General features: G+C 37.6%; 21 protein-coding genes. 11 read left to right on the top strand and 10 right to left on the bottom strand.

Annotated features, from left to right (window positions below; genetic code table 11):
* Both ON09_RS04585 and ON09_RS04580 read right to left on the bottom strand, forming a co-directional pair.
* Window positions 1-426 (bottom strand): IS110 family transposase (locus tag ON09_RS04585; RefSeq protein WP_010599882.1); only part of this gene is annotated, 426 nt, incomplete at its 3' end.
* Between the two features lie 697 nt (window positions 427-1123).
* A complete protein-coding gene (locus ON09_RS04580) occupies window positions 1124-2158 on the bottom strand; it encodes an IS110 family RNA-guided transposase (RefSeq protein WP_010599881.1) in 1035 nt (344 codons plus the stop codon).
* Between the two features lie 943 nt (window positions 2159-3101).
* On the opposite strand from ON09_RS04580, the gene ON09_RS04575 reads away from it, so the two are divergent.
* Together ON09_RS04575 and ON09_RS04570 are read left to right on the top strand one after the other, a co-directional pair.
* Window positions 3102-3923 carry a DUF1963 domain-containing protein gene (locus ON09_RS04575; protein ID WP_010599880.1) on the top strand — a complete coding sequence of 274 codons (822 nt, stop codon included), beginning with the start codon at window positions 3102-3104 and terminating at the stop codon, window positions 3921-3923.
* A gap of 470 nt (window positions 3924-4393) precedes the next feature.
* The gene (locus ON09_RS04570; RefSeq protein ID WP_010599879.1) at window positions 4394-4834 is read left to right on the top strand and encodes a hypothetical protein; all 441 of its coding nucleotides are present in this window, start codon (window positions 4394-4396) and stop codon (window positions 4832-4834) included.
* Window positions 4835-5053: 219 nt separating this feature from the next.
* Here the strand turns inward: ON09_RS04570 and ON09_RS24095 are convergent, their stop codons facing one another.
* Window positions 5054-5890 carry a DUF6438 domain-containing protein gene (locus ON09_RS24095; RefSeq protein ID WP_010599878.1) on the bottom strand — a complete coding sequence of 279 codons (837 nt, stop codon included), beginning with the start codon at window positions 5888-5890 and terminating at the stop codon, window positions 5054-5056.
* 102 nt (window positions 5891-5992) lie between these two features.
* Window positions 5993-6451: a hypothetical protein gene (locus ON09_RS24090; RefSeq protein ID WP_051010172.1), complete on the bottom strand. Its 459-nt coding sequence runs from the start codon at window positions 6449-6451 to the stop codon at window positions 5993-5995.
* Window positions 6452-6928: 477 nt separating this feature from the next.
* Between ON09_RS24090 and ON09_RS04555 the strand changes: the two genes are divergently transcribed.
* Both ON09_RS04555 and ON09_RS04550 read left to right on the top strand, forming a co-directional pair.
* A complete protein-coding gene (locus tag ON09_RS04555) occupies window positions 6929-9316 on the top strand; it encodes a carboxypeptidase regulatory-like domain-containing protein (RefSeq protein WP_238533607.1) in 2388 nt (795 codons plus the stop codon).
* A 393-nt stretch (window positions 9317-9709) separates the two neighbouring features.
* A complete protein-coding gene (locus ON09_RS04550) occupies window positions 9710-10072 on the top strand; it encodes a response regulator transcription factor (protein WP_010599875.1) in 363 nt (120 codons plus the stop codon).
* Window positions 10073-10775: 703 nt separating this feature from the next.
* Here the strand turns inward: ON09_RS04550 and ON09_RS24085 are convergent.
* Window positions 10776-11321, bottom strand: a complete 546-nt coding sequence (locus ON09_RS24085; RefSeq protein ID WP_010599874.1) for a putative glycolipid-binding domain-containing protein — start codon at window positions 11319-11321, stop codon at window positions 10776-10778.
* A gap of 335 nt (window positions 11322-11656) precedes the next feature.
* On the opposite strand from ON09_RS24085, the gene ON09_RS25880 reads away from it, so the two are divergent.
* Window positions 11657-12463, top strand: a complete 807-nt coding sequence (locus tag ON09_RS25880; RefSeq protein ID WP_238533606.1) for a hypothetical protein — start codon at window positions 11657-11659, stop codon at window positions 12461-12463.
* Window positions 12460-13089, top strand: coding sequence for a DNA/RNA non-specific endonuclease (locus ON09_RS25875; protein ID WP_238533605.1), 630 nt, complete (start codon window positions 12460-12462; stop codon window positions 13087-13089). Before ON09_RS25880 ends, ON09_RS25875 begins: the two co-directional genes overlap by 4 nt.
* A gap of 336 nt (window positions 13090-13425) precedes the next feature.
* On the opposite strand, the gene ON09_RS04535 is transcribed toward ON09_RS25875, so the two are convergent.
* On the bottom strand, window positions 13426-13932 hold the full coding sequence (locus tag ON09_RS04535; protein ID WP_010599873.1) for an RNA polymerase sigma factor: 507 nt from the start codon (window positions 13930-13932) through the stop codon (window positions 13426-13428).
* Window positions 13933-14995: 1063 nt separating this feature from the next.
* On the opposite strand from ON09_RS04535, the gene ON09_RS24080 reads away from it, so the two are divergent.
* Both ON09_RS24080 and ON09_RS04520 read left to right on the top strand, forming a co-directional pair.
* Window positions 14996-15826: an LCP family protein gene (locus tag ON09_RS24080; RefSeq protein ID WP_010599872.1), complete on the top strand. Its 831-nt coding sequence runs from the start codon at window positions 14996-14998 to the stop codon at window positions 15824-15826.
* Between the two features lie 813 nt (window positions 15827-16639).
* Entirely contained in the window at window positions 16640-17509 is an 870-nt protein-coding gene (locus ON09_RS04520; RefSeq protein ID WP_010599871.1) for a DNA-formamidopyrimidine glycosylase family protein, read from the top strand.
* A 214-nt stretch (window positions 17510-17723) separates the two neighbouring features.
* Here the strand turns inward: ON09_RS04520 and ON09_RS04515 are convergent, their stop codons facing one another.
* Window positions 17724-18095 carry a response regulator gene (locus ON09_RS04515; protein ID WP_010599870.1) on the bottom strand — a complete coding sequence of 124 codons (372 nt, stop codon included), beginning with the start codon at window positions 18093-18095 and terminating at the stop codon, window positions 17724-17726.
* A gap of 651 nt (window positions 18096-18746) precedes the next feature.
* Window positions 18747-19340, bottom strand: coding sequence for an RNA polymerase sigma factor (locus ON09_RS04510; RefSeq protein WP_010599869.1), 594 nt, complete (start codon window positions 19338-19340; stop codon window positions 18747-18749).
* A gap of 354 nt (window positions 19341-19694) precedes the next feature.
* Here ON09_RS04510 and ON09_RS04505 point away from each other — a divergent pair, with 354 nt between their 5' ends.
* Window positions 19695-20465, top strand: a complete 771-nt coding sequence (locus ON09_RS04505) for an NIPSNAP family protein (RefSeq protein ID WP_010599868.1) — start codon at window positions 19695-19697, stop codon at window positions 20463-20465.
* 49 nt (window positions 20466-20514) lie between these two features.
* Here ON09_RS04505 and ON09_RS04500 read toward each other — a convergent pair whose 3' ends face one another.
* Window positions 20515-21225, bottom strand: coding sequence for a class I SAM-dependent methyltransferase (locus ON09_RS04500; protein WP_010599867.1), 711 nt, complete (start codon window positions 21223-21225; stop codon window positions 20515-20517).
* Between the two features lie 503 nt (window positions 21226-21728).
* Window positions 21729-21962 (bottom strand): hypothetical protein, encoded by a 234-nt coding sequence (locus tag ON09_RS04490; protein WP_010599865.1) that lies wholly within the window; start codon window positions 21960-21962, stop codon window positions 21729-21731.
* 271 nt (window positions 21963-22233) lie between these two features.
* On the opposite strand from ON09_RS04490, the gene ON09_RS04485 reads away from it, so the two are divergent.
* Window positions 22234-24201, top strand: coding sequence for an ATP-binding protein (locus ON09_RS04485; RefSeq protein WP_010599864.1), 1968 nt, complete (start codon window positions 22234-22236; stop codon window positions 24199-24201).
* Window positions 24202-24542: 341 nt separating this feature from the next.
* Window positions 24543-25022 (top strand): hypothetical protein, encoded by a 480-nt coding sequence (locus tag ON09_RS04480; protein WP_029204113.1) that lies wholly within the window; start codon window positions 24543-24545, stop codon window positions 25020-25022.
* The last annotated feature ends 13 nt before the right edge of the window (window positions 25023-25035 follow it).

The following is a 25035-nucleotide window of genomic DNA, read 5'->3' as shown; positions in this document are numbered from 1 at the left end:
ACGTACACACTGCTCATCTATAATCTTTCTGTGAGGTACCCACAGTTTCAATTCCTGAAGGTTCTTGATAAGATATCTGGCGATTCGAGCAGCATCGAGTTTATCATTCTTGCCCCTAATGATTCCGAGGGAATTCTTAATTCTCATCGAAGGTTCAACAACCACTTTTGCTTTCATCTTGGTTAAAGTATCTATCAGTATGAGACCATATACTCCGGTGACTTCCATTCCAAATACTGTATAACCTAACTTGAAGCCTGGAATTTCTTTAAGTGTTAGAATAAATTCCTTAATTGATTCCACATTATTAGCAACTTTACCATTCAAAACAGGCCCTCCTGCATATCTTAAGCAGTAATTAAATGTAGCTTTAGAGACGTCTATTCCAATGAAATATTTAATAACAGTGAGCTTGCTCTCTATCATAACACATATTAATTTAACAAACCATTATAAAGTCCTTTAATCAACAATTTATTCGTCTACCTTTAGAACTAGGTCGCATATGCCACGAAATAACCACCTTCATGCTTATGGTCTTGAATAGATCAGTACTAACACTTGTCCTTAGTCTATTTCAAAATGAAGATATCCATGGTTGAGATTTTGTAATACAAGATAAACAAAAATTAGAATTGGTAGAAGTAAGAAATCAAACCACTCGAAAGGCCTTTAATCATATAAAGATTTATAATCTATTTCAACATATAGGTTGCTTCTTCCGCAGTAGTAGTCATCTTTGAGCTTAAAATAGTGCATAGTTATAACTATAATGATTCATAAGTTTATCTCAAAAATGTCAATACAAACAGTTGAGTGATTTGATAGTACAAAGTAAGAAATTTCATTGTCAATAAGAATAAGAGGCGGTCTTTATCGCATCTGTCTATATCCCCACTGCCTGGTCGCAAGTTTAATGTATGAAATTGATGTTTTAGCAGATGATAGAAGCAAAGATCCTCGAAATCTTTCCATTTCAACCTCCCAAAATGTGAAGTGTACGCGGATCCTAAGCGGAAAAAGTATCCGTGGCCTGTTGTAGTACTGAAAAAAGAACTATAATAAAATAGTACCTCTTATTTTTTTAATTTATTTCTAGTTGCAATAAAACGGCAAACTATGTTTATGTTATCTCTTGAGTTAGTTTTTCACTAGTGTAATCATAATCTTTAGTATAGAGTCTATTTTGTTTAATACAGGAAAATACCCTTAAGACGAGCTTTGATCTGATGGCATTAAAAACAAGCATCTTCGGTTTTCCCTCTATTTCAGTTTTTCTTTTGAAATAAGCTTGCATTTCAGGTACAAAACGATTAGATAACATTGCACATGTATGCAAAAGTGTTTTCATTTTCTTATTAGCAATATTTGAGACACGACTCCTGGATTGCAGCCCGGTTCCTGATTGTTTTGGATAGGGAGCCAAACCTGCATAAGCTGCGAATTGTTTAGGACTACTGATGGTTTCGAATTCGTTGGAAGTTATGATCATCTGTAACGCCGTAAAGTGCCCAACGCAAGGAATTGATGTGATAATATCCATCATTCTTTTAATCTTTGGGTCGGACAAGCATAATAAGTTAATCGTTTCATCTAAGATATGGATATCAGCCTCTAAGCCATTTATGGTTCTTGATGAAAACTTCTCGTTTTGAATTGCAAATTTGGTGCTAACAAATAAATGATCTTCTTTCAATGGAGTTTTTAGTGCTCTTTTTGTTCTTGCAAGCCTGTCTCTCAATGCGACTAAGCTAGCAAGCTCCTGAATGATTTTTCTCTTTCCTTGCCATAACCTTAAATCATCCTTTAATTTTTTGAGATAAGTGGCAATTCTTATGGAATCAAGCTTGTCATTCTTACCTCTCAAATTACCTAGTGAGTTTTTGATATGAGTGGGGTTTTCATAAACAATATTTGCTTTTTTCCTTTCTAATATACTCAAGATTTTATTGGAATAAATTCCAGTATGTTCCATTCCAAACACTGAATTTGATAGCTTAAATCCATTAATTTCTTTTAGCTCAACGAGCATCGATGCTATTGCAGTGTCGTCATTTGCGATTTTTTTATGATAGATCAGTTTTTCTACATTCATAATCGCAAAGTCAAGGGTCAATTTACTAACATCAATTCCAATAAAGTATTTATATCGTTTCATGTTTAAATAGTTGTCCCTTGACAGTTGGGCATCTCATCGTAATATAGGTCTTGATCCTCATTTTGATATTGATTCAACCCAACTGAATGTTTATACTTATCTCCTGCAAAACTTAAAATCCTTAATCATGCCGTAAGTCTTTGTCTTGATGGTATACATAGGTCATTTTAACTCATTGCCTTTCAATAATTACTTCGCATTAAGGGACATTTTTCTTTGAAGTCCAGTTATTTTATGATGACAAATTTTAAGGAATTACACACATCACAAATCCACTTGTTTTTTTTATTTCAACTTATACCAACATAAGTTTTTTGTCCGTTGACTGATGCAAATATTTTTGCTCATCGCCTCAATAAAGAAACGTCAATTTTTCAATTTTATGCACTGGCAAAATACTTCGGTATTTAAGTCCCTTGATATTTGTGTGAGATGACTTAATTAGCTATATGGTTCAACATATAATGACTCCAAGATTATGAGGTTTAAGACAGGCAAATGTTCGCTTTTATGATACATTTTCTATTTGCGGAATACTGCATATAAGCTTAAGCTGATAGGGGAGGGATATCTTCTTTTTTGAGACTTGATATCCTTTAAATATCTATACACAAATTTAAAATCCAATAGCTGCTTACCGGCCTTTTTTTAGATGGGCTTTCTTTTGTTGAATATGCTAATCACATCACTTGGTCACTGTAAACGTTTTGGCTTCATACAGTATGGTGTTATCATAAATTCCTTGCACAATCATTTGAAAATTCCCTGTAATATTGTCCCAAAAAACGAAGCGTTTTGCAGTTCAAATATCAATTCAGTAAATGACTTATTAAAAGTATGTTTGATGCTATATTTAGGAATGTGACGAATATCATTATTGGAGCAAAACAAGCTTTAATCAATCATCCTAACATTCACTTAAATGATTTAATTTTCTAGATTGATGGAGAAAGTAGAAATTATTAAACTTATAGAAAATACAAAAGCTGTAAACGGGCAAAAAATAATATCATTATTACTACCCAGTTTAAAATTCAGTTTGGATGAGCCTGCTGCAATAAAGCAATCAAGGTCGCAAATTGGGGGAGCGCCCAGGATCTTTGATCAGCATTATCCATCACTTCATGATGTTCCCTTAATCTTTTTAGCACAAATTTCTTTAGATGATATTCATTACCTGAATGGTTTATTGCCTAAAAGTGGCCTGCTATGTTTTTTTATACTCTTAAATGATATTGGCAACCGCTATCCTGACCAAAAAAATGAATTTAAAGTCGTGTTCGTCAACAGTACGATACAAGGTAATGTTAATGGAAAAAGTGAGGAAATTCCAGCATTTTCTATTTCCTTTGTCGAACAGTATACCTTTCCTTGCTATCAGGAAAATCTGATTGTTAAAAATAATATTAGTGATGAAGATTTATTTTTGATGGAATCGCTTGAAATGGAACTTCAATCGGCATCGGCATTGACTGATATCGGGCATCAAATATTAGGGCATCCAAACGCTGTTCAGGGTACAGTAAGGTTTTGGTGGGCTGCGAAATATTTAGGTATTGATCATATTGATGCCATCACCCAGGAGCAAATGGATCGCATTAACCGGGAGGAAGATCAGTTTGTACTCTTGCTTCAGTTAGATTTTAGCGATCCAAAAATCGGCATTGAGCATTTTGGAGATAGCGTTGCTTACTTTGGTATCCATGAAGAAGATTTGGCTAAGGAGAATTTTGATAATGTGATCCTGGTGATGCAAAATACCTAATGAGTAGATTATACCATAGTTAGGCATGTTAAGCCCTTAGCAGCTGCATCCACAGGAAAGTGGTGGTATCCCCTTTCTTTTGACCCATCCATTTCTTTGGATAGATATAGTTTTAAGAATAATAATGCTATTTTCTTGACCATAAAATAGAAAACAAGGGTGGCTGACATTAATGTATGGGAATTCATTTATTGAAAAACAAATCACATTATCATTGGCTATCTTAAAAGCCGAAGGGATGTTTTCCAATTAGTTAATTTTTGAAGATAGGTGATAATATATTTGCAGACTTATCTCCTTTAAAAAAATATTCGCTTGGCCTTAGTGGATTGAAGCTCAAGCTAAAGGGAACGTTTTATCATGAATATAAGTTTAGCATGAGTAATTTTAAAATTATCGTTTATGACCCTAAGATCAACCTGGTCTATTTTATCTATAGAAAAGCAATTTAGTATCTAATTTGATTATTGATGATCGTATCATTACAAGAAATGCAGGAAGATATATTCCATAGATTTACTGCTCAAACAAATGGGGGTGATTTTGGAATTATTCAAATAGACTTTCCCTTAAATACTGAAATACTTAATGTATCTCTGGTGCATTACAAAGCTCAAAACGTTATTTACAAATTCTCATTTACAAGTGTTCAGTCGTATATGGTAATACAAGAAAATCTTCCAGATGAAACCAGAGAGGGGCTAAAATACGCTAACGAATTCAATTCAGTTATCTTAAAAGAATTATTAGGCTCTAAATATATGGAGTATTTGAATCAGTGGACTGATCTTCGAATCTTTTTTGATGACCTTAGCTTACAAAGCATTAAACATTATTGTGTATACGCTCAAAACATTATTGTCAATATCATTACTGATAAAATTCCTATGATTGAAATTTTTGAGGATTAATCTTAAATTTATTGTTAACCCAAACCTCATTCCAAATCACTTCATGTCAGATTGTGAAGCAATTTTCTCCATTTGAAAGGAAAAAGGTGATTTTCATAAATAAAAAGAAACCAGTTCAGCAAAGCCTTTGAACATTTAATTTCTTCAATAAAAGTATCTGCCCGGATGGAATTAACAGGGATGGAAGTTCATTTAATGTTAAAACATAATTTCTATCCATCACCAGGTTACTGCAACATCCGTCATTTTTAAATACAAAGCGCTCAACCCAAATGTTCCTTGCATGCCATAATCTCTGATGGTTTTTTTTAAACCATTCTCATAGGTTATGGTTAAGGTAGCTGTTTGGTCGTCGGTCCATGGCACCTGGTATTGATCATTTAACTTTTTTACATTGATGTAATTTGCCAAGTCACATAATTCTTTAAATGTATTCAACGATAAAATTTTCGAAGATTTGCCATCGGTTCTGGTAAATGCAATTCCCTCGAAATCACCTTTACCAGTATGATACAGTGTTAAACTAAACACCGGGCAATTGCCAAAACAACCTGAAGCCTTCATTTCGATAGATTTTACAATATCGTTTACAGGTACTTCCAACTCAATGAAGCTGTTATATTTAAAAACTAGCGTGTCGGTAATTAGCACCTCCTTATAGGAAAAAGGGATTTTGCTTTCAAAGTCAGGTTGTTGGGTTTTGCGAAAGAGCCTTAAATAGTTTTTTGTGCCAATTTTTATGGGCTTTATCAGCTCACAGTTTTCAAATAAATTCTTAGAAAATCTAAAAAGTTGAAATTTATTATTTCCTTTATCTATGAAAACATAGCTGATGTAATCATACCAATATGCAATAAAAACCAAGTCGGTTAAACCATCATTGGTAACATCTACCTTCTCCCAATTTCTGATATTCCAGTTGGCAAGTATGCCGTTACATTTAAGATTTTTTAAGAGTGAATCCGTTGGTTGTACTTGAAACCTTCCGAATTTATCTTTTGCAAAGTCGGGATTTTCCGACTTTACGAAATTATTTACATCGGAATCAGTAATCAAATCATCAATCCTATTCGCGTAAACAGCCGAATTCCAAAAGAAAATTTAAAATATCAATATTACATAGTTGCGCATGTTATTTTATTTTACCTATTATACCTTTTAACCATCGATGAAATTTACTGATATTTTTTTTAATATAATCCAAGGTTTTGAATTTGGTGTAGTTTGAGGTGGGTTCGTTGCGAAAATCTTAAAATTAGCGTTAGCTCTTGTAAACAATTCAGATTGATGAGCATTTTCGAAGTCTCCACTTGACCTCGGAAACTCTATCATTTTGATAATCTTATTATCTTCGAAAAACACAATTTGATTAATGTCTTCACGAATATCAATACGGGAATGCTTAATGGGCTTCAAACTGATATTGTGAGTTTTTTCAATACGATTAATGTTTGTATACGGAGGAAGGATAAGCAGTTTATCCCATTTAAAGTTTATCAGCTTTCCAAGTTCAATCTTTCCCCCGATATTTCTTGACACTTCCTTTTTTAAAAGCAATACTATATGATGATCATTATTTACCTTATTACAACTTGTTGCTAAAAGGAAACCTAACATAAGGACTGTAAGCGTAAACCGTGAGGAACTTTTAATCATATCGATACAATTCTATTAATCAGACATTTACCCATCAGCATATATTAAAGACTTTATTTATTGGCTTTTGTTACAAAATATCTTACGTGGGTTCTCATGTAAAGCATTTTTTCCTTGGTCAACTCATATCTGACGTGTTTAAACCTTATTCGAATAGTCTTGTACACTTCTTCTAATCAGGATAACTTTTAGATCAAAATACTTTCGGAGAATTTGATTGATGCAACGTATTTCATAAAAGTGCAGCTTCTCATCAATTACACAAACTACCTATGATTTGGAAATATAACTGTTAAGCGGCCAGCCCGATAAAGATCTGTGAATTTGGGCTCCAACCCTATCCTATTGCAGAAAAACTTGTAAGCCTAACTTTAAGTGTTTAGCTTAGTAATACTAAAAACAAACGCTTTCATGATCAAATGTTATTACCTGTTGTTATTGATCATTATATTAAATGCTGCAAGTTCTGCTGGTCAGCAACCCACGCTTGCAGATGGTATTGAATCTAATCATCAAAAAAATTTAAGTTTAAAACTGGAGCAGTTTCTTCAGGAGCACCCGAAAGAGAAAGTTCATGTCCACTTTGATAAATCAATTTACGCGATTGGCGATACCGTTTGGTATAAAATTTATCTTGTTAATGCCTACAATAATCAGTTATCTGCTTTAAGTAAGCTCGTGCATGTTGAAATCGTAAACGGTGAAGGCCAAAGTCAAAAATTACGGCTTCCGGTAAATTCCGGTATGGCAAACGGATATTTGGTTTTAAGCCCTCAAAAGTTTAATCAAGGAAGCTATCCATTTAATGTTCACACCCGTTTGATGGAGCATGGCGCTCAGAAGATTTATACTTTTAATTTAAATATTGGCATAAAAGGGAATGCTGATTTGCCAACTGCCTCCAGTGAGGTTGCTTCACTTCAATTCTATCCTGAAGGCGGCACGTTGGTTGCCGGGCTGAGGTCGAAAGTCGTGGTCAAAAGCCAGGATGCCGGGGGTAATCCTATCGCTGCAAATGGCTATGTGATAGATGAAGGAAATCATAAAGTTGCCGAGTTCGCAACCGAAAAATCCGGGATGGGCATGTTTGCATTATCGCCCAAACAGCAAGGAAAATACAGCGCTGTTTTAGAAAAAAGCGTTGCAAACAGGCGCTTTGAACTGCCAAAAGTAAAGGATAAGGGCTATGTACTGGCTGTAAACAGCACTAATGAAGATACTTTAACGGTAAGAATATCCAAAACGATGACAGTCCAGGATGAGGTGCGGGTGGTTTTTCAAGCCAATGGAAATATATACCATGTTATACCCGTATCGATTGTCTTAGGATCATCAGCACTCAAAATCCCAAAAGCTTTACTGCCTTCGGGTTTGAATGAGGTAGCACTTTTTTCAATGGAGAACACCTTGCTTGCGAACCGGTTTTTATTTGTACCAGAAAAGCAATCATCGAAGCAATTATTCCTGGATCGAAATGAATATGGTACCCGTGAACCCGTTAAAATCAAGCTCAACATATCTGATGACACGGGTGTCGGGCTTGTAGGAGGCTATTCTATTGCTATAGCCAAAGCAGATGAGCCCCTCGAGGAAAATAACAGTCGCTGGTCAATCTGGTCAAGCCTGATTCTCAATGAAACAAATGAAGACCAAAGCATTGATTTTGATCCTCAGGCGCAAACGGGAAAAGCTGCGCTCGACATGCATCTCATTACACAAAGGTTGGGTTCCTTTTCCTGGGATGAAATATTTACAGACAACCAACCCCCGTCCCCATTTACAGCAGAACGAAGCTTATCCATTGGCGGAAAGGTACTGAAAACAGATGGCAAGCCGATGGCTGGCGCAAAACTGAGCCTTTTTGCGGCAAAAAATATGATGCTGATTGATACTGTTGCCAATGAAAATGGCATCTTCAAATTTGAAAACTTCAGCGTTTTAGATAGTACGGAGGTGGTGATCAGGGTAACCAACCTGGGCAATGAAAAAAATGTTCAGATTATATTGGAAGAGGAAGTGAGTAGCATTGAAGATGAAGCCACTTATTTACCAAACGCGAACGGAACCAAAGCAGCAAAAAGCGAAGGATCAAATCAAAACCAACCTCATCCTATCCAATCAAAAGAGAAAGTTAATGAATTAAAAACAGTTGAAATTGCCGCCAAACGTCGGCCCGTCATTCCTGGTTCGGTTTATCCTTTCGCGGCTGCACCTCCAGATTATACCATAGAAGCTGAAGAGCTGCACAAGATTATAAGTTTAACTGATTACCTGAGGAGTAGGTTTATAGGAATAGTTGTAGTAAACAATAAGGTAATGGGAAGATGTGCAGGTAAAGAAGGACCTATGTTGATTTTATTAAATGGTCAAAATATCGAGGATTTATCTTTTGTCAATCCGAGATCGCTAACTGGGGTACAAATTATCAAAGGTGGTGTGACAGCAGCGGGCATGGCAAACCAATTTGGCGAAAGTTTGTATGGTCAGGGGGTATGCTTTGGCATAATCTTTCTTACCTCCAATCATCATAATCCAAACTTCGCAAAGGTTACTGAGCAAACTACGGGTATCATTCGAAAAAAAATTCCAGGTTTTGCTGCTCCTAAAGCTTTTTCTAGTCCTAACTATGCGATTAAGAAAGTCGACATTGCCAAAGATCTTCGTGATCCTTTATTTTGGAAACCTGATATCATTACAGACAAAGAAGGCATGGCAACATTAGACTTTTATACCGCTGATGAAAAAGGCAGGTACCAGGTAACGTTAGAGGGGATTGGCATCAATGGTCAAATTACGCGGGAAGTGGCTTTTTTTACTGTAAAATAGACGAGGTATAGCTTTAAAAACTATTGAGAAGCGTAAATCCTGATTTTATTTATTTGAAAGATCATGTAAAGGATGTAATCACTGGCATATAAAACACTTGTATCCATAATCCTAAGTCAAACCCAGTATACGATCGTTATCAATGTAGTCAACGAAACCTTTATCAGGAAAGTAAAATCAATAATACGCTGTCGTTAAGTGATTGCTTTCGTATGGATTCAAAACAGAGAAAAGCAAGTCTGTTAGCAGAAATACACGTTTAAATTGGTGTAGATATATTTTTGATCTTCCGTCGCTTGATTGCACCCCTGAATGCCCTGAGTCTTTGCTCAGTGATGAGTTAATTGAAATTGTGTGGATTTTCTGTAAATTTAGGGCAATTAAAAAGTAATCATGGCCAAGATATTAGTAGTTGAAAACGACGCCGGAAATGCTAACGTGCTGCATTTGGAATTAACAGAACAATTGCATCGGGTGAAAACAATTAATGATGCCGCCTTATTAGAGAAGATGATTGATCAATTCCATCCGGAACTTATTGTAATGGATATTTTGCTCGATCAATGTGATGGAAGACAGCTTTGTTTTGATTTGAAGAGATCAGTTAAGACTGCGCACATTCCGATATTACTCATCACTGCAATGTTAGAATCCCAAATATATACTGTCCCGATTGTTGCTGATAAAGTGATGCTAAAACCGTTTGACTATGATGAGCTTGCTCGGACAGTTAATAGTCTTCTAGCCACATCATAAATTTTTAGCTCATCGGTTTTTCCTATTTTATTGTTTATCAATAATTATTTTAGGCATTAGGTTTTGTTTCATCCAGGCAGCAACCATACCTATACCGCGCTTTAGGGCAGACTGGAATGGATTATTAGCCATCGCTTAACTTCCTAGATAAGGGCTTCGATTGAAATAATGATTATCCTTCCCACCATATAAACAACATTTTATCCAAATAAAAATTTTTTCAACACGAATCAACATATTTTTAAATGGTGTTCAGATAGACACCCATCGAATAAAAAGCTATGACGGGAAGTACTATCATCTAAACCATGGCAGCTTGTTGATGATGAAACCTATGATGCGGAACGTGCAAGCAAATCTGCAGGAACCACATACTATGGCGGCACCTGGATTATACATTTGGTAACTAAAAAAGAAATTAAAACGTTATGCTACCTGCTTCCTGAATGTTTCGAAAAACAATGCCCAGAAAATAGAAACAAACAAGCCGCAGTACAGATCGAACGGCTCTTTAACAAATACTATCCTACGTTCACCCGCTTAGGATATTGATAGTCAAGCTTCGAGTTGGCCTGAAATCGGTTTTAAAATTGACATCACCACCCATCTATTTTGATAGACATAAAAAGTGAATGAAATTATAAACCCTAACTAATTTAGGTCAAGAGATACTTTGCAGAGCAGGTTCAAATTTTGTTAGTTGTTAAACAATCCTTTCGAACAAAGTGGGGTAAAGATTGACAAATCCGCTGTCGTCAACATCAAGGTCTGCTTCAAAATCTTTTGGAATGTTTTCGTAGTGATAATTAAGGTCAGAATTTTTGCTGTACTTTTGTTTTACCGCTTCAATTGATCCTTTAAAAATGTCGACATACATGACTTCTATCGTCTTTTTCTGATGAGCAATAAAGTTCAAATGATTGATTGGCAGCGTATTGGTGAAGGGTGTCAATGAAATATCTATAAAGTTGAAGTTTCGGAATAGCGGCTTCATTTCTCCGTTTATTGACCAATCACTATTAATTTTTTCTCCCACTATCCTTTTTTTATTGTTATTGACCTCAAACTCTATTTTAAAACTGGTTAATGTCCAATCTTTCGCAATAACCAATGAATAATCTACCCAATAAAATTTATCTTCAAAAGTTCCGATGATTCTAGACTTCACTTGCAGGTTGTCATTCGTTTCAGACAACTGGAAATATTCAAGAGCCTTATAATAAATTCCTTTCCAAATGATTGTTTTCATAGTATTGATTGCTATCGCATGAAATTGATTTTGCGTTTTTAGATTCGGCCGGAACCACGCTAGCCTGCTGGTCTAAATGTCACTGTAACGATTTTCGAAAATAAACACAGATTCTCCAACTGTTGTTTGACCAATAGCGCTGAATCAGGTTCTATCGAAACTTTAATTGGGTTACTAATCAATCAGCCTTAGAGCTGCCTTTTAAAACCCTTGTAAGCGCAGGAGCCCCACCCGAATTGTTAACAATAATATAACCTTGCAATCGCCATTTCTTTATACCTTCGCATTTCATTTTAGAAGATCTGAATAGTGCATACCCTAAGACATTTAAAAAAATGACATTTAAAAACATCCTTATCTATTCGGGGTTCGTTGGAATCCTGTCGTTATCGGCTTGTTCAAAAAAAACAGCGGTTGAAGAAGAAACACCTGTCACGCCACCAAAGGCACCTACGGCCTATGCCATTACTGAAACGTTCGAATCGGGTACGAAAGGAGCCTATGCTTTAGACAGTGTTCAGCTGTTAACCGGAAAATGGACCATGAGTGATGCCCTTATCGGCAACCTTGCTGCAGATGCTAAAAATGGTGCAAAATCTGTTAGGTTGAGAACAGGCTACCTGTCTATGAATTTTGACGTAGCGGGTGCGAAAATGATCTATGTGTCGCATGCCAAATACGGCACAGACGCGAATTCTACCTGGCAGCTTCTGGCCTCCACGGATGGTGGTAAAACCTATGCTCAGCTCGGTTCAGATATTGCTGAAACCAGTACGACTTTAGTAACAGATTCGTTCAAAGTGAGCAGCACCGGTAAAATCCGTTTCCAGATTAAGAAGGCAGGCACCACCAGGATCAATATCGATGACATTATTTTCAAGGGCACTGGCGATCCGGGTATTACGGTAGGTGCACCAGATACCGATCCTGTGGATAATGGAAACTCCACCAATCCAACACCCGGAAGAGGAACGCCCGAGGCAGGTGCAGATGCGCCCCCGGCAGGTGGAGACAATTCAAACTTATTATTTGGCAATCCTTCAGGTGCGATGGCAACAGTGGTTTCAGCGGAAAACTACCTGATCGATCAGAAATATTATGTAGAAAGTTACAGCATGACCCGTGGCATTCCAAACTGGTGAGCTGGCACTTAGATCCAAATAACTTCAATGGTGCCGCAAGCAGAAAAGATGATTTCGCTGCATTCACCGGCCTGCCAGCCAACTGGTACCAGGTGCAAAGTAACAGCTATTCAGGCTCAGGTTTCGATAGGGGGCACAATTGTCCAAGTGGCGACCGTACCAGTTCCAGTACCGCTAACTCAGCAACTTTTCTAATGACCAATATGATCCCTCAGGCTCCAAACAACAACCAGAAAACCTGGGAGTCTTTTGAAAGCTACCTTCGTGGCCAGGCATTGAACGGTTATGAGGTTTATGTGATCATGGGCAGTTATGGTACCGGAGGCATTGGTTCAGCGAGTGCATCGGTAGTGAATAGCATTAACAATGGAAAAGTAACGGTTCCGGCAAACGTTTGGAAGGTAGCGGTACTTTTAAAAACAGGCGATAACGATTTAAGCCGGGTGACTTCTTCCACGCGGGTAATTGCCATCAATACACCTAACATTAACAGCACCAGTGCAAGCTGGAAAGATTATATTGTTTCTGTTCGCGACATTGAAGCTGCAACAGGTTACAACCTGCTGTCCAACTTATCAAAAAACATCCAGGACGTGGTGGAGAAGGTGAAAGATAGTGGGAACTAATCAACCTATTGAACGGGATTAATTGATCCGAGTAACAGTTAACTAATAAATTTAAAAATGGGGGAATGTTAAAAGCTTCCCCCATTTTTATTGGTACTTCCTGAAGGCAATTTGAATAAGGGCTACGCCTTTTTATTGTCTTTGCCGGTAAGAAAAGGTCGAGTCGAATCTTCCATTTAACCAAGCACTTTGCCAAAATTATAATCCCGCAAGAACAAATCGAATTTGAATGCGCTAACTAGGGATGTAAGCTAAAAATATACCAACTCTATAAATAAGGCGAATATAAATGGGTCTTGAATGTTTACGCATCGAGAGCTAATTATTTGGGTTTGTCTATCTCCTGTACAATGCAAGGTACTTTTGAAGCCCTTGGCGCGCCTGGTGGATATGCGTTTTTACTGTTCCTAGTGGTATATCCAGCTGCTCAGCTATTTCTTCGTATTTATATCCTTCAAAATAGAGCTGAAAAGGAATACTGTATTCCGCTTTAATTGACGCCATCGCTCTATTGATATCTTCCATAGCAAAAGTAGAATTGGCGGTATTTGTGGCGGCGCTTTTAGTCAGGTTGGCATCACTGATTTCATCATCTGTAGTGATGAGTTTTTTTGTTTTTGCAGCTTTTCTGAATTCGTTGATGAAGGTATTTTTCATAATCACATAAAGCCAGCCACGAAGGTTTGTGCCTCGATCAAAGTTATTGCAGAACCTCATTCCTTTGATTAACGTTTCTTGAACTAAATCCTTGGCATCGTCTTCATCATTGGTGAACTTCAATGCATGATCGTATAAATGTTTGGAGTATTTACTAATCGTATGTGAGAATTCTGATTGATCCATGGCTAGGAGATTTAAGGTTTTATCTGAACGAATAAGTTCAATAATGGTTTGACATCATTTGAAAAAACAGTATAACTATCGGATTTACTACAGACGACAAATAAGATGGAATGATTAAAATCCACTCTCAGTATGGGGTTTGCTGAAATGGAATGATCTGCACTTACCAGTCTACGCCTGGATCTTTGAAAGCTTATTCAAAAGAGTTTTTTCAGTGAGAACCGATATGGATCTCAAATCTATTTAACTGTAGGATCACGCGGGATGAGCCCAACTGAAAAAAGAAAGAGTGATATTAAACTGAATAGCTGGTCGTTAAGATGGTAAGAATGAACCTGTCATAGTATGGAATACGAAGAGGTTCTCCGTATCCATTAGAAATTTAAAAAAATAACACCACACATGCCAAATTAATCAATAATCTTTAAGTAAATAACCTCTACAAACTTACGGGTCGGTGATAACTTGATACCAATGAACGAAAATAGGCCAATTGTTACGCCTTCAAATATACCTGCTTTGAATGGTGACATGGTATTACAATAAGAATATTTGGGGTTTGTTTGGAGTCATTCTATAACTTCATAGCGCATCAGCTTATAAAGACTTTCGCATTTTGCAGATCCATTACACTGCTCTTTTAGCTCTGTTTTTGTAATCGTCCTTTTCACAAAGGGGGCATACAAGCCGATCAAACAAGTAAAAACCGTGACTAAGGATATCGTAATAAATATATAAAAAACCGGATAGTTTGAAATTTTTAGTTTCATCCGGCAAAAATAAAAAAGTTAATAAAACTACCAACCTGTATCAGGTTCGATCTAATAGGAAACGCAACCGGAATAAACATCCACCTCATCCAGCGCTTCACTAATTACTTAGTTTGGTTGAGGTTTCAGAAAAAGATGCTTTGTCTACCTGGAGATTTAAATGGCTACATGAAGTTAACTGTGATTTGTTTAGCGCATGATAGTAACTATATGTAGCTGAAAAAGGCTATATAACAGGTAACATGTTGTGTTTATTTTTGAATCCCCAAGTTGTATTTAAATATTAGTATATCATGCCTCAAAAATTTTTATTTCTCACGGTGTTTTTAATTTATTATACAGTGCAATCATTTGCAAGTCAAATACTTTTAATTGGATCGGATTCTAGGGAGCAAGGCAAGCGAGGAAATGCAGATGTAATAATGGTCATAACCGTTAAAGAAAATGAAATAAAGCTCACATCAATTTTGAGAGACACTTATGTCTACATCAAAGGATATGGCAATGGAAAATTAAATGCAACGTATCGACTGGGGGGAAAAGATTTATTGCTGAGCACTATCAATGCAAATTTTAAAACAAATCTATCTCAGACTATAATAACAGACTTTCGTAATACAGCAGACGTCATCGATAAATTTGGCGGAGTGAATTTGCACATTGATAAGGGTATCCATCAATATGTTAATCGCTATATCGATGAGCAAGCATCATTGAAAGGAATATCACTTTTGCCGTTGACGAGAACTGGGAACATAAAAATGACCGGTGACCAGGCACTCGCATACGCGAGGGTTAGAGTTGCCGGAACCATGTATGATGATCAATCAAGAGTTGAAAGACAAAAAGATGTGACCAAAGCAGTATTAAATTTTGCAATACAACATAAAACCCAGGCAGCGAGATATTTTTATGATTTATGGTCATTGATTGATACAGATATTAGTATTTCGGTTTTCTGGGATATTTGCAAGACATTTTTAAACAAACACAAAATACCAAAATCCCAAGTTTTCCCAAACTATCAGGCCTACACTAATGAAAGAATTCCAAATGTCGGTTTGGTTTTAAAATTAAAAGACTTTAGGAAAGCTTCAGTTGGCTTGAATAATATGATAAAGTAGGTCAACCAAATGCTGATCATGCTACCTTCAGCAGACAAATAGCGCAAAATGAAAATTTGTTTGTAAAAAGAAGCCATCTCGCGACAGCCCACCTTATTATTAAATAAACGAAAATTCTATTAAGAAAGGGCCACCAAGAATGGCAACCCTTAGATGATCGATAAACTAAACAAATTTTATGATCAACGATTCAAAGTTATGTTATTTATTTTGATGTATCAATTTAAATAATCGTGGTACTTTGAAGCGCTAACATGTTAACCGGCATTACTTATGATTTCTTGAGGTAAAAAACTGTGCATCAAATTCAGCAATGTTTTGCTCACGGGATTTCTTAGCCAATGGGACAATGCCTGATACTTATGTTATTTAATGTAATTTGCAATAGCATTTGTGATGATGTTTCGGCTACCTTTGCAAACCTTTATATTCCCTTTGGATGAGGGCCTGCTGCCGCATAATTCACTTCATTTGGATCTTTCAAATCTACGTTAGCATCGTCAAGGACATCTTATTTTTTGATCGTCCATAGCAATAAAGCATGTAGGAATATATGATTATTTTAGATATGTTCTTTTGGATCCCAAATATGGAATGTAGGTCTTGCGTTAAACCATCAACGATTACAAAATCTTAACGTTCAACAAGGTCGACCCTAGGAGGTTGGGTTGAATTGATGTTTGCCAGTTAATAGTCAAATCCTATTTGCCACCATATATGCTGCCGGATAAGGATGGGTAAGAGGTGAATGTTCATAGTAAAACCAAACACACAGGATGAGCGAGCCGTACCTAGTAGCTAAGCTATCGCTCGATGATTGGTTACCCTAACGTAAGGGATCAATGTAACTATTTCATCAACAAGTTCGTAGAAAAGCTATTCACAAGACAACGGTATACACTTTGGTTTTTCCGTAGATTTGTGATTATGCCAGAACTTCCAGACTTAGCCGTAATGGCGAAAAACCTAATGAAAAAACTTGAAGGCAAAATTGTCAAATCTCTGGAGCTTCACGTATCCAGGAAAACAGTGGCTACTGAAGAAGAACTGTTTGGTGCGCTTGTGGCTCAGAAAGTGAAGTCAGTTACCAGGGAAGGAAAGGAGTTACGCATTAAGATCGGCAACATGATGCTTGGTCTCCATTTGATGTTGCATGGCGAGTTGAGGATAGTCGATGGAGATCCGCCGAAGTTTCCAATCTTCCACTTAAATTTTGGGAAGGAATCGCTTTACCTTACTGATTTTCAAAATCAGGCTCGCCCCATATTAAATCCACCGGAATCGACAGTGCCGGATGCATTGGACATCACGCAAAGGCAATTTGCTGAGTTGCTAATTAAGAAAAAGAGCGATATAAAAACCGTTTTACTCGACCAAAAGTCAATTAGGGGTATTGGCAACGCTTATGCTGATGAAATCCTCTATGATGCTAGTATCTCTCCGCATTCATTAGCCAACAAAGTGCCAGCAAATAAATTGTATAGGTCAATGATTGACGTATTGCAGGATGCGATTGATAAAATCAGTAAGGCCAACCCTGACTACATCACTGGTGAGAACCGGGAGTTTATGAAAATTCATTTACCTAAAACAGATCAGACCAGAAATGGAGAGACGATAATTGTCGATAATAAAGGGAGCAGGAAATCGTATTACGTTGCGGGCCAGAAGGAGTACAGGTAATAACAGCTACAGCAGTAAGACAACTTGAAGAGTGGTTCAGAAATGCGCGACGTCCCGGTATGCCAGTGTTTTTACATACCGTGGTGTAAGTATCTAATTAGGATCTATTCTGGAATTCAGTTTCATACTGTTACGCTTTGAATCAGATGCAAAAAATGCCTTTTCATTTTTTACCTTTAGCAAATGAAGCTAAAAATTGAGAGTGATATTTAAATTAATTAACTTCATATTGTCCATTAATTTTGGACAGAAGATCTTCAAGATCGTATGGTTTTGGAACAAATCCGTCAAAGTATTTGAATAATGGATTTCTGAATTCACTTTCATCACTTACAGCAGCAGAAAATAACAAGATTTTAACATTATCATATTTAAGTTCAAGCTTTATTTCTTCGCAAAGCTTTCTTCCGTTTGCATTTCCTATACTATAATCCATCAGAATTATATCAGGCCCAAATTTGTAAATCAATTGAAACAGCGAATCTACTTCATTCGTTACGACAACTTCATGGCCGCTCATTTCTAATGCCAACGTGGTCGCTTCTGAGATTGCCTCATCATCTTCTACAATTATTATTCTTTTCATAAGTGAATGCAAAGATAAGATTATTAATCTAAGAGGGGGAATTGCTTAAGTTTACCACTCTAAATCTAATAGGTAATTTAGTTTTATACTAAGCAAATTCCCATAGGTTGTAATATAAGTATGTAAGATTTACCGGAATGGTAAGCTGGTAAACTTCGAAATAGCGAATTACCCGTAGAGCAGGATATGAATAAGTTGCAGAATTTACTATCAAAAAGCGGATTTGTGTGTTGAGGATAAAGAAGGGATAATGGATGTTCGGAATTCTTTCTACTGACTAGAATTAACATCTGTGTGGTTATAGCTTCGTTGAAGCTATGCTACCGGAAATATATAGCCTCAATGTGGATATATTTCTTTTAGATATCATGCTGCCTGACGAAAGTGGCCTGACGGTATGTGATTAATTGAAGCAAATAAGCTCACCAGATATGTACTGGTTGTAATGATGAGCGCTGCAAGGCGTTCTGCTGACTTTCAAGGGTCGTGTATGGCTGAGATTTCGTAGCAAAACCATCCGACGTAAATTACCTCTTCAATAGCGCAAGGGTTCAAATACTCAGATAATAACCGATTATCGAGGTAAGGCAAATCTGTTTGGATGATAGGCAACTTAGATAAATTAAAAATAGATTTAAATGATTACCGTACCTATGCCGCCCAATTTTGAGTGATACAATAAATCATGCGAAGTTTAACCACTGCATTTCTAAGAGAGGTCTTCACGCTGCCTAAAGGAATGTCCAGTTCTTCAGCAACTTCTGTATGGGTGTATCCCTGAAAATAAATCAGGTCAACAATTTTCTTTTGTTTTGGCGACAGAGATGCCACAATTTTTTTCATGCCTATCGTATCGGTATTTATGCTTTGAGTGAAGCAGTTCTCAATTTCATTGCATCCACTTTCAAGCTCGTAGGTGTATTTTTGATTTTGCGACGAGCGCTTTCTGATGTGATCAATTGCGCCGTTTCTGGCAATATTCAAAATCCATGTGAAAAGCCTGGATTTATTTGGATCATAACGAGAAATGTTTTGGCTGATCTTCGTGAAACAATCCTGCAGAAGATCTTCTGCAGTTTCCTTCTGTTTAACGATCTGTGTCAGGACCCCCATTAGTTTAGAGGCATACATGTTGTAAAGCTGGTTGAAAGCGGACACCTCACCGAGTTTCAAGCCCGTGATGAGTTCCCGTTCGGCCTTGGATACAGATGACTTAAGAAAAATAATATTAGGAGCAGGGGACATGAAATGCTATTTCTCCTTTAACAATATTCAACAATATTATGTTTGAAATATTCCTGTGAGCTATGGACTATTAACAAACCCGCTTCGGGAATCTTTATTGCTGATAGTCATATTTTTGTTTTCAAATGACGCAGCCCATAAATGTGATGCTAAGTTTTGAAATCGCACTGGATTTACATTAATGCTAATATACAGTCTTTGCATATGCTGACTAGATGGTATAATCTGATACATTTTCAAGGAGTATCAATAAAATTTTTGTAAAAATGTTTTTTTAACTTAGGATAATGCTAAATTTGGTCACCTCAATATTTCACAGAGACGGAGTAGTTAATTTAAACCAAATATATCTTGATGTCTTCCCTAAATAAAATATTGCTTTCTATTGTTGTTTTAATTGTTTTGACAACACATGTTTTTGCTGTCAAGCCGGCCTTTTATTATCAGATTAAGATCTATCATTTTAAAACCGCTGCGCAGGAAAATACAATTGATGCTTATTTAAAATCGGCCTATCTGCCGGCTTTGCATCGCTCAGGTATTAAGGATGTCGGTGTTTTTAAGCCGATCCTTCAGGATACTTCGGACAGGGTTATCTATGTATTTATACCGCTTAAGAAGCTGATTGATTTGGATAAAACCCAAGTTTCGATGGGCAAGGATGGAGCTTATGTTGAAAGCGGAAAACCGTATCTGGAAGCACCATATAACGATGCGCCGTATACCCGTATCGAATCTATCTTATTGAAGGCTTTCGCTGCGATGCCGGAATATGCGCTGCCAAAACTTACTACGCCTAAAAATGAACGGGTTTATGAATTAAGAAGTTATGAGGCTTCGACCGAAGGTCTTTCTCTTAACAAAATTGAAATGTTTAACGATTATGAGGTCGACATTTTTTCAAAGTTGAATTTTAACGCTGTTTTTTACGGGCAGGTCATTTCAGGAAGTAAAATGCCCAACTTAATGTATTTAACGACATTCAACAATAAGGCGGATCGGGATAGTCACTGGGCGGCTTTTGGTCCTGAATATAAAAAAATTAGTGGTCTGCCACAGTATCAGCATAATGTTTCAAAAAATGTAACCTTGTTCCTGTATCCCGCGGATTATTCTGATATTTAAATTTTATGATAATGGTTTATCTTTGCTGCAGTAATAAGTTAACCTACATTTAGTCAGTTTTTTCAAATAGCAAAAAATGCTGTAGGGGTAGGAAAGTACCATTTTTGACGAGCTTAAAGCCATTAGCCGAGAGTTCTTTTTTGACTTGTCTGACGCTCATTTTGTGTTCAGGTTTGATGGCTACGGCAGGATCTTCTGCTTTATATTCTAGCAATAGTAGCTGGCCATTGGGTTTGAGTGCTTTTTTTAATGCTGTCAGGTATGCCGCAGGATATTGCAGTTCATGATAAACATCCACCATGAAGGCCAGATCTATGGAGTTGGCTGGTAAATTTGGTGATTGTTCGTTACCTTTTATCATTGCTACATTGGTATAGCGGTCATCGGATGCCTTTTTTTTGAGAAAGGTGATTGCCTCATCCTGGATTTCTACCGCATATATTTTTCCTTTTGGAATCCGCTGCGCAACCCTAAAAGTGTAGAAGCCGGATCCCGCACCAATGTCTGCTACAATGCTGTTATTTTTCAGCGGCAGGGAAACCAGCGCCAGATTGGTGTTTTCTTCCTTTACCCGGCCGTTCCGCTCTAGCCATTCCACTCCCTCAAAACTCATCACATGGGCAATCTCTCTACCCATATAAACTTTGCCGGTTCCGTTCGCCGATGGTTTTTTAAAAGTGTATGTAGACTGCCCCTGTGCAACGGTGATCTGAACAGCTGTTAAAAGACAAATCGACAAAAGAAGAGATGATAGTTTCATAGTGATAGGCATTTAAGGAGCAGCAAAAAGCAAGGCATCAAAGTTTAAGAATGTTGCTGATTCAACTCCACAATGATGGAATGGTTTTTAGTAGGCAATCTTACGGCTTATTTGTGTGTTGGGTCGGATTTGACTATTATATGTATTTAAAGTGGATATAAGCCAGGTACAGACATTTGTTTGATTCATTAGTTAGTTAATAAGTCTCAGCAGTTTCAGCTGAAGCATTTAACCATTTTTCATGGTCAGACGGAAAGGAATGCATCCGTTGGAAGGTGGAATAATCCTACTTTCCGACTGATTGATGCAGCGTCAGGCTGGGTCATCTTTTGGATTCTCAAATTTGGCTTCCTTTGTGGAGGTCTTGCTTTTCGTGTCCTTGCCAGCTGCTGCTGGTTTAGCTTTTTGTTGCGCATCAGGTTTTGGACGATCTTCTGATTTCTTGGTTTTTTTTGAGTAGACATAGGTATGTTTTTTAGTTCGTCTATTTGTTAATTTGCTACTTAAGCTTTTGCAGCATCACTTCCTTTGCTTTGTTTCTGCTTTTCAGCTTCGTCAGATGTAGGATTAAGTGACTGGTCGCTGTCTGCATCACTGCCACTGATTTGTTCATCAAGATCACTTATGGTGTCATTTACCTCATTGCTATCATAGTTTTCTGCAGGATTGTTAGCGACACTTTCATGAACTTCCTTAAGTTCCTGAATTATTTCTTCTTTTGATTTATTATTTTCCATTTCAGTTATCTTTTCTGTATTAGTTAGACATAAATGACTGGAAAAGGTTTGTTAAAAAAACTAATACTGTTTGATATGATCAGTTTGTAGGACAGGACTTTAAATAAATTTAGATGTGCCTTTATGCAAAGATAGCCATGACAGTGACATTGGTAAGGGAGTGATGCTTTCTGATTCAATTGTGTGTGGGAGTATGTCTGCTCTGATTCCTATTTGCAGAAGTTTCAGTCACTACGAAGTTTCAACCATTTTTTTTATGTTTGGATTCTGAATGAATACTGACAAACAATTTCCTGATGCGGGGTTTAGCGTTGAGCTGATTATCCAGGCCCTTTCCTATTCTCCCGAAGCTACAGCCATTTACTCCAGTGAAGATATGATCATCCGTTTTGCGAATGAAGGCATGCTGGGGGTCTGGGGCAAAACTGCTACGGTGATAGGCAAACCTTTGATGGAGGCGCTACCTGAACTTGAGGACCAGCCTTTTTTTGCACTGCTGCAAAAGGTATGGCATTCAGGTGAAACCTATTCAGTAAAGGATGCACCGGTCCGGGTTTTGAAGAATGGCATATCTACACTGGATTTTTACGACTACGAATACAGGGCACTTCGGGATGAGAAAGGCAAAACCTGGTGTATTTTAAATACCGCCCGAAAAGTCACTTCAAGAAGGGAGTATTTGCAGAAAATTCAGCATAAAGAAGAAAATGAGCAGGCGCTGATTGAAGAGATGGCCACTACGATGGAAGAACTTAGTTCGACTAATGAGGATTTGAACAGGTCATTGAAACTCTTAGGGGAGAGCCGCGAGCATGTGAAAACGATTATCGAACAAGCTCCGGTAGGCATCGCCGTACTTGAAGGACCGGAGCATATTATTGAAATCGCTAATCCGGCGATTCTTAAAATCTGGGGGCGTAAACTTTCTGAAGTGAAGGGGCTCCCGCACGCTGTTGCCCGCCCCGAGCTGATTGGACAACCTGTCAACAGATGGCTAACGGAAGTGTTTGAGACAGGCAAAAGACGTAAAAACGATGAATTTCTTGTGAGGTTACTAGATAAGGATGGTTTACGTGAGGCTATTGTCAATTCGATTTACCAACCTGTATTTTCCTCAGATGGAAAAGTTACGGGAGTTTTGGTCATCCTGGATGAGATCACCCAGCAGGTATTGGATCGCCGTGCCAGTGAAAAAGATCAACAGATGCTTACCATGGCTACCGTCGCCGGCGAACTGGCTACATTCTACTATGAACCGGAGACCAACCAATTTTCAGGCAACGATCTTTTAAAATCCTGGTTTGGTCTGTCTGGCGAAAACAATATGGAGTTGGAGACTGCTGTTTCTGCTATTTTCGAGGAAGACAGAGTGCGGGTAGCAGAAGCCATCACACAATCTTTCAATAGCAGTGACGGGCATTATTTTATTGAATACCGTATTTATCATCCGGGTGACCCCAAAGACAGGCTAGTCCAGGCAATCGGAAAGGTGTTTTATAATCACAATGGAAAAGCCACTTTGAACGGCACTTTGAGGGATATCACTGAGCAGAAAAAGGATGAACAGCGCAAAGATGACTTTATGGGCATGGTTAGCCATGAGCTGAAAACCCCGTTAACCTCCCTGAATGCCTACCTCCAACTGATGCAGCGTACCGCAATGCTCACAGGCAATACCTCTCAGCAAAATATTATTGAAAAGTCGACCAGGCAGGTACGTAATATGACAGCTATGATTAACAGTTTTCTAAATATCTCACGTCTCGATTCGGGAAGAATGCTTGTTAACAAAACACCTTTTGATCTGGGATTATTAATGAAGGAGCTTGAAGAAGAAACGCTTTCCATCATTCACACTCACCAGATTTTTTTCGAAAAGGTAGCATCCGTAGAGCTAAACGCGGACAGGGAAAAAATCGCACAGGTGCTCCACAATCTGATAGGCAATGCGGTTAAATATTCCCCTATGAATACCGCTATAACCATATCATCCTCCAGCATCATCAATGAAAGGGTGAGCATCACGGTTGAGGATAAGGGAATGGGCATTAGTGAAGCAGACCAGGAGCAGATATTTGAACGGTACTATAGAATCAAAAACCCACAGCTTGGGTCTATCGCTGGCTTTGGCATCGGTCTTTACTTATGCAAAGAGATTGCTGAGCTTCATCAGGGACGAATTATTGTGGAAAGCACGATCAATAAAGGATCTGCATTTACACTGGAACTTCCTTTGTGATCATCTGGCTGATCTTGAACAAAAACAGTTGTGTTTGGATGCTAAAGAAATTGTAGACGCTTAAATCGGTTGTAGTTGTACCAAGATTTGATTTCGTCTGGCTGATCCTAAGTTGGTTAATATACTGAAGTATTTGCTGATAACTACCGTACGAAGTATGCACCGTTTGGTTTAGATAATTCCTAAATGGCACCTAACACGGCAGAATTGATTGATTCAATAAAAATATCATTCTTAGCTGATTAGCATGTATGCGCACATTTCCTCAGTTTTTTGCCAACAAATTGTGGATAGAAAATATTGATCACTTTCCCAGGGATTCCTAATTTCGTACACCAAACATGATGATAGCACTCGATTACCACTTCAAGGATATTTATGGAAACTTCCGCCACTTTATACTTTTTCAGAACCCGGGTGATGACCTGTGGTGTGTGCGTGATGAAAATGTATTGCTCGCCCGTTTGTCCAGGCTAAATGGCGTATGGAGGCAATTGTCGGGTGAAGTGTTGCCAAACGGTTTCATCCAGGCAGCAGGTACTTTTATTCAACAATATTATTATGATTCAGTTCCACTTCGGATCAAGGAACGCTGGCCAGGTATCATCAGTACTGTGGAAAAGAAATCAGATAATGAAATCTCCGTTGTTTGCAAACCTCAGGTGAACCTGAGAACCTTCCAATCTATTTTCTGTAAGCATGTGAAGCGGATTTTCCAACAGGATATTGCTATGAATTTAACGGTGTACAGTTATAATTTCGCGGAGGACTTCACTTATAAGCTGGAAGTGAAAGCAAAGAAGGAACTGCGTTCGGTGTAAAATTCAGCTGATT

It is taken from the genome of Pedobacter agri PB92, assembly GCF_000258495.1.
Classification (GTDB): domain Bacteria; phylum Bacteroidota; class Bacteroidia; order Sphingobacteriales; family Sphingobacteriaceae; genus Pedobacter; species Pedobacter agri.
The sequence above is the reverse complement of the archived record's forward strand: the minus strand, read 5'-3'. Positions and strand labels throughout refer to the sequence as shown.

What these genes read in the sequence shown, in the direction of transcription:
- ON09_RS04490 (WP_010599865.1), bottom strand. Translation starts at nt 21,962, where the DNA reads ATGGAAAATAATAAATCAAAAGAAGAAATAATTCAGGAACTTAAGGAA.
- ON09_RS24085 (WP_010599874.1), bottom strand. Translation starts at nt 11,321, where the DNA reads ATGAAAACAATCATTTGGAAAGGAATTTATTATAAGGCTCTTGAATAT.
- ON09_RS04485 (WP_010599864.1), top strand. Translation starts at nt 22,234, where the DNA reads ATGAATACTGACAAACAATTTCCTGATGCGGGGTTTAGCGTTGAGCTG.
- ON09_RS24080 (WP_010599872.1), top strand. Translation starts at nt 14,996, where the DNA reads ATGCCTCAAAAATTTTTATTTCTCACGGTGTTTTTAATTTATTATACA.
- ON09_RS04480 (WP_029204113.1), top strand. Translation starts at nt 24,543, where the DNA reads ATGATGATAGCACTCGATTACCACTTCAAGGATATTTATGGAAACTTC.
- ON09_RS24090 (WP_051010172.1), bottom strand. Translation starts at nt 6,451, where the DNA reads ATGTTAGGTTTCCTTTTAGCAACAAGTTGTAATAAGGTAAATAATGAT.
- ON09_RS04510 (WP_010599869.1), bottom strand. Translation starts at nt 19,340, where the DNA reads ATGTCCCCTGCTCCTAATATTATTTTTCTTAAGTCATCTGTATCCAAG.
- ON09_RS04520 (WP_010599871.1), top strand. Translation starts at nt 16,640, where the DNA reads ATGATTGGTTACCCTAACGTAAGGGATCAATGTAACTATTTCATCAAC.
- ON09_RS04500 (WP_010599867.1), bottom strand. Translation starts at nt 21,225, where the DNA reads ATGAAACTATCATCTCTTCTTTTGTCGATTTGTCTTTTAACAGCTGTT.
- ON09_RS04575 (WP_010599880.1), top strand. Translation starts at nt 3,102, where the DNA reads ATGGAGAAAGTAGAAATTATTAAACTTATAGAAAATACAAAAGCTGTA.
- ON09_RS04570 (WP_010599879.1), top strand. Translation starts at nt 4,394, where the DNA reads ATGATCGTATCATTACAAGAAATGCAGGAAGATATATTCCATAGATTT.
- ON09_RS04580 (WP_010599881.1), bottom strand. Translation starts at nt 2,158, where the DNA reads ATGAAACGATATAAATACTTTATTGGAATTGATGTTAGTAAATTGACC.
- ON09_RS04505 (WP_010599868.1), top strand. Translation starts at nt 19,695, where the DNA reads ATGTCTTCCCTAAATAAAATATTGCTTTCTATTGTTGTTTTAATTGTT.
- ON09_RS04550 (WP_010599875.1), top strand. Translation starts at nt 9,710, where the DNA reads ATGGCCAAGATATTAGTAGTTGAAAACGACGCCGGAAATGCTAACGTG.
- ON09_RS04535 (WP_010599873.1), bottom strand. Translation starts at nt 13,932, where the DNA reads ATGGATCAATCAGAATTCTCACATACGATTAGTAAATACTCCAAACAT.
- ON09_RS25880 (WP_238533606.1), top strand. Translation starts at nt 11,657, where the DNA reads ATGACATTTAAAAACATCCTTATCTATTCGGGGTTCGTTGGAATCCTG.
- ON09_RS04515 (WP_010599870.1), bottom strand. Translation starts at nt 18,095, where the DNA reads ATGAAAAGAATAATAATTGTAGAAGATGATGAGGCAATCTCAGAAGCG.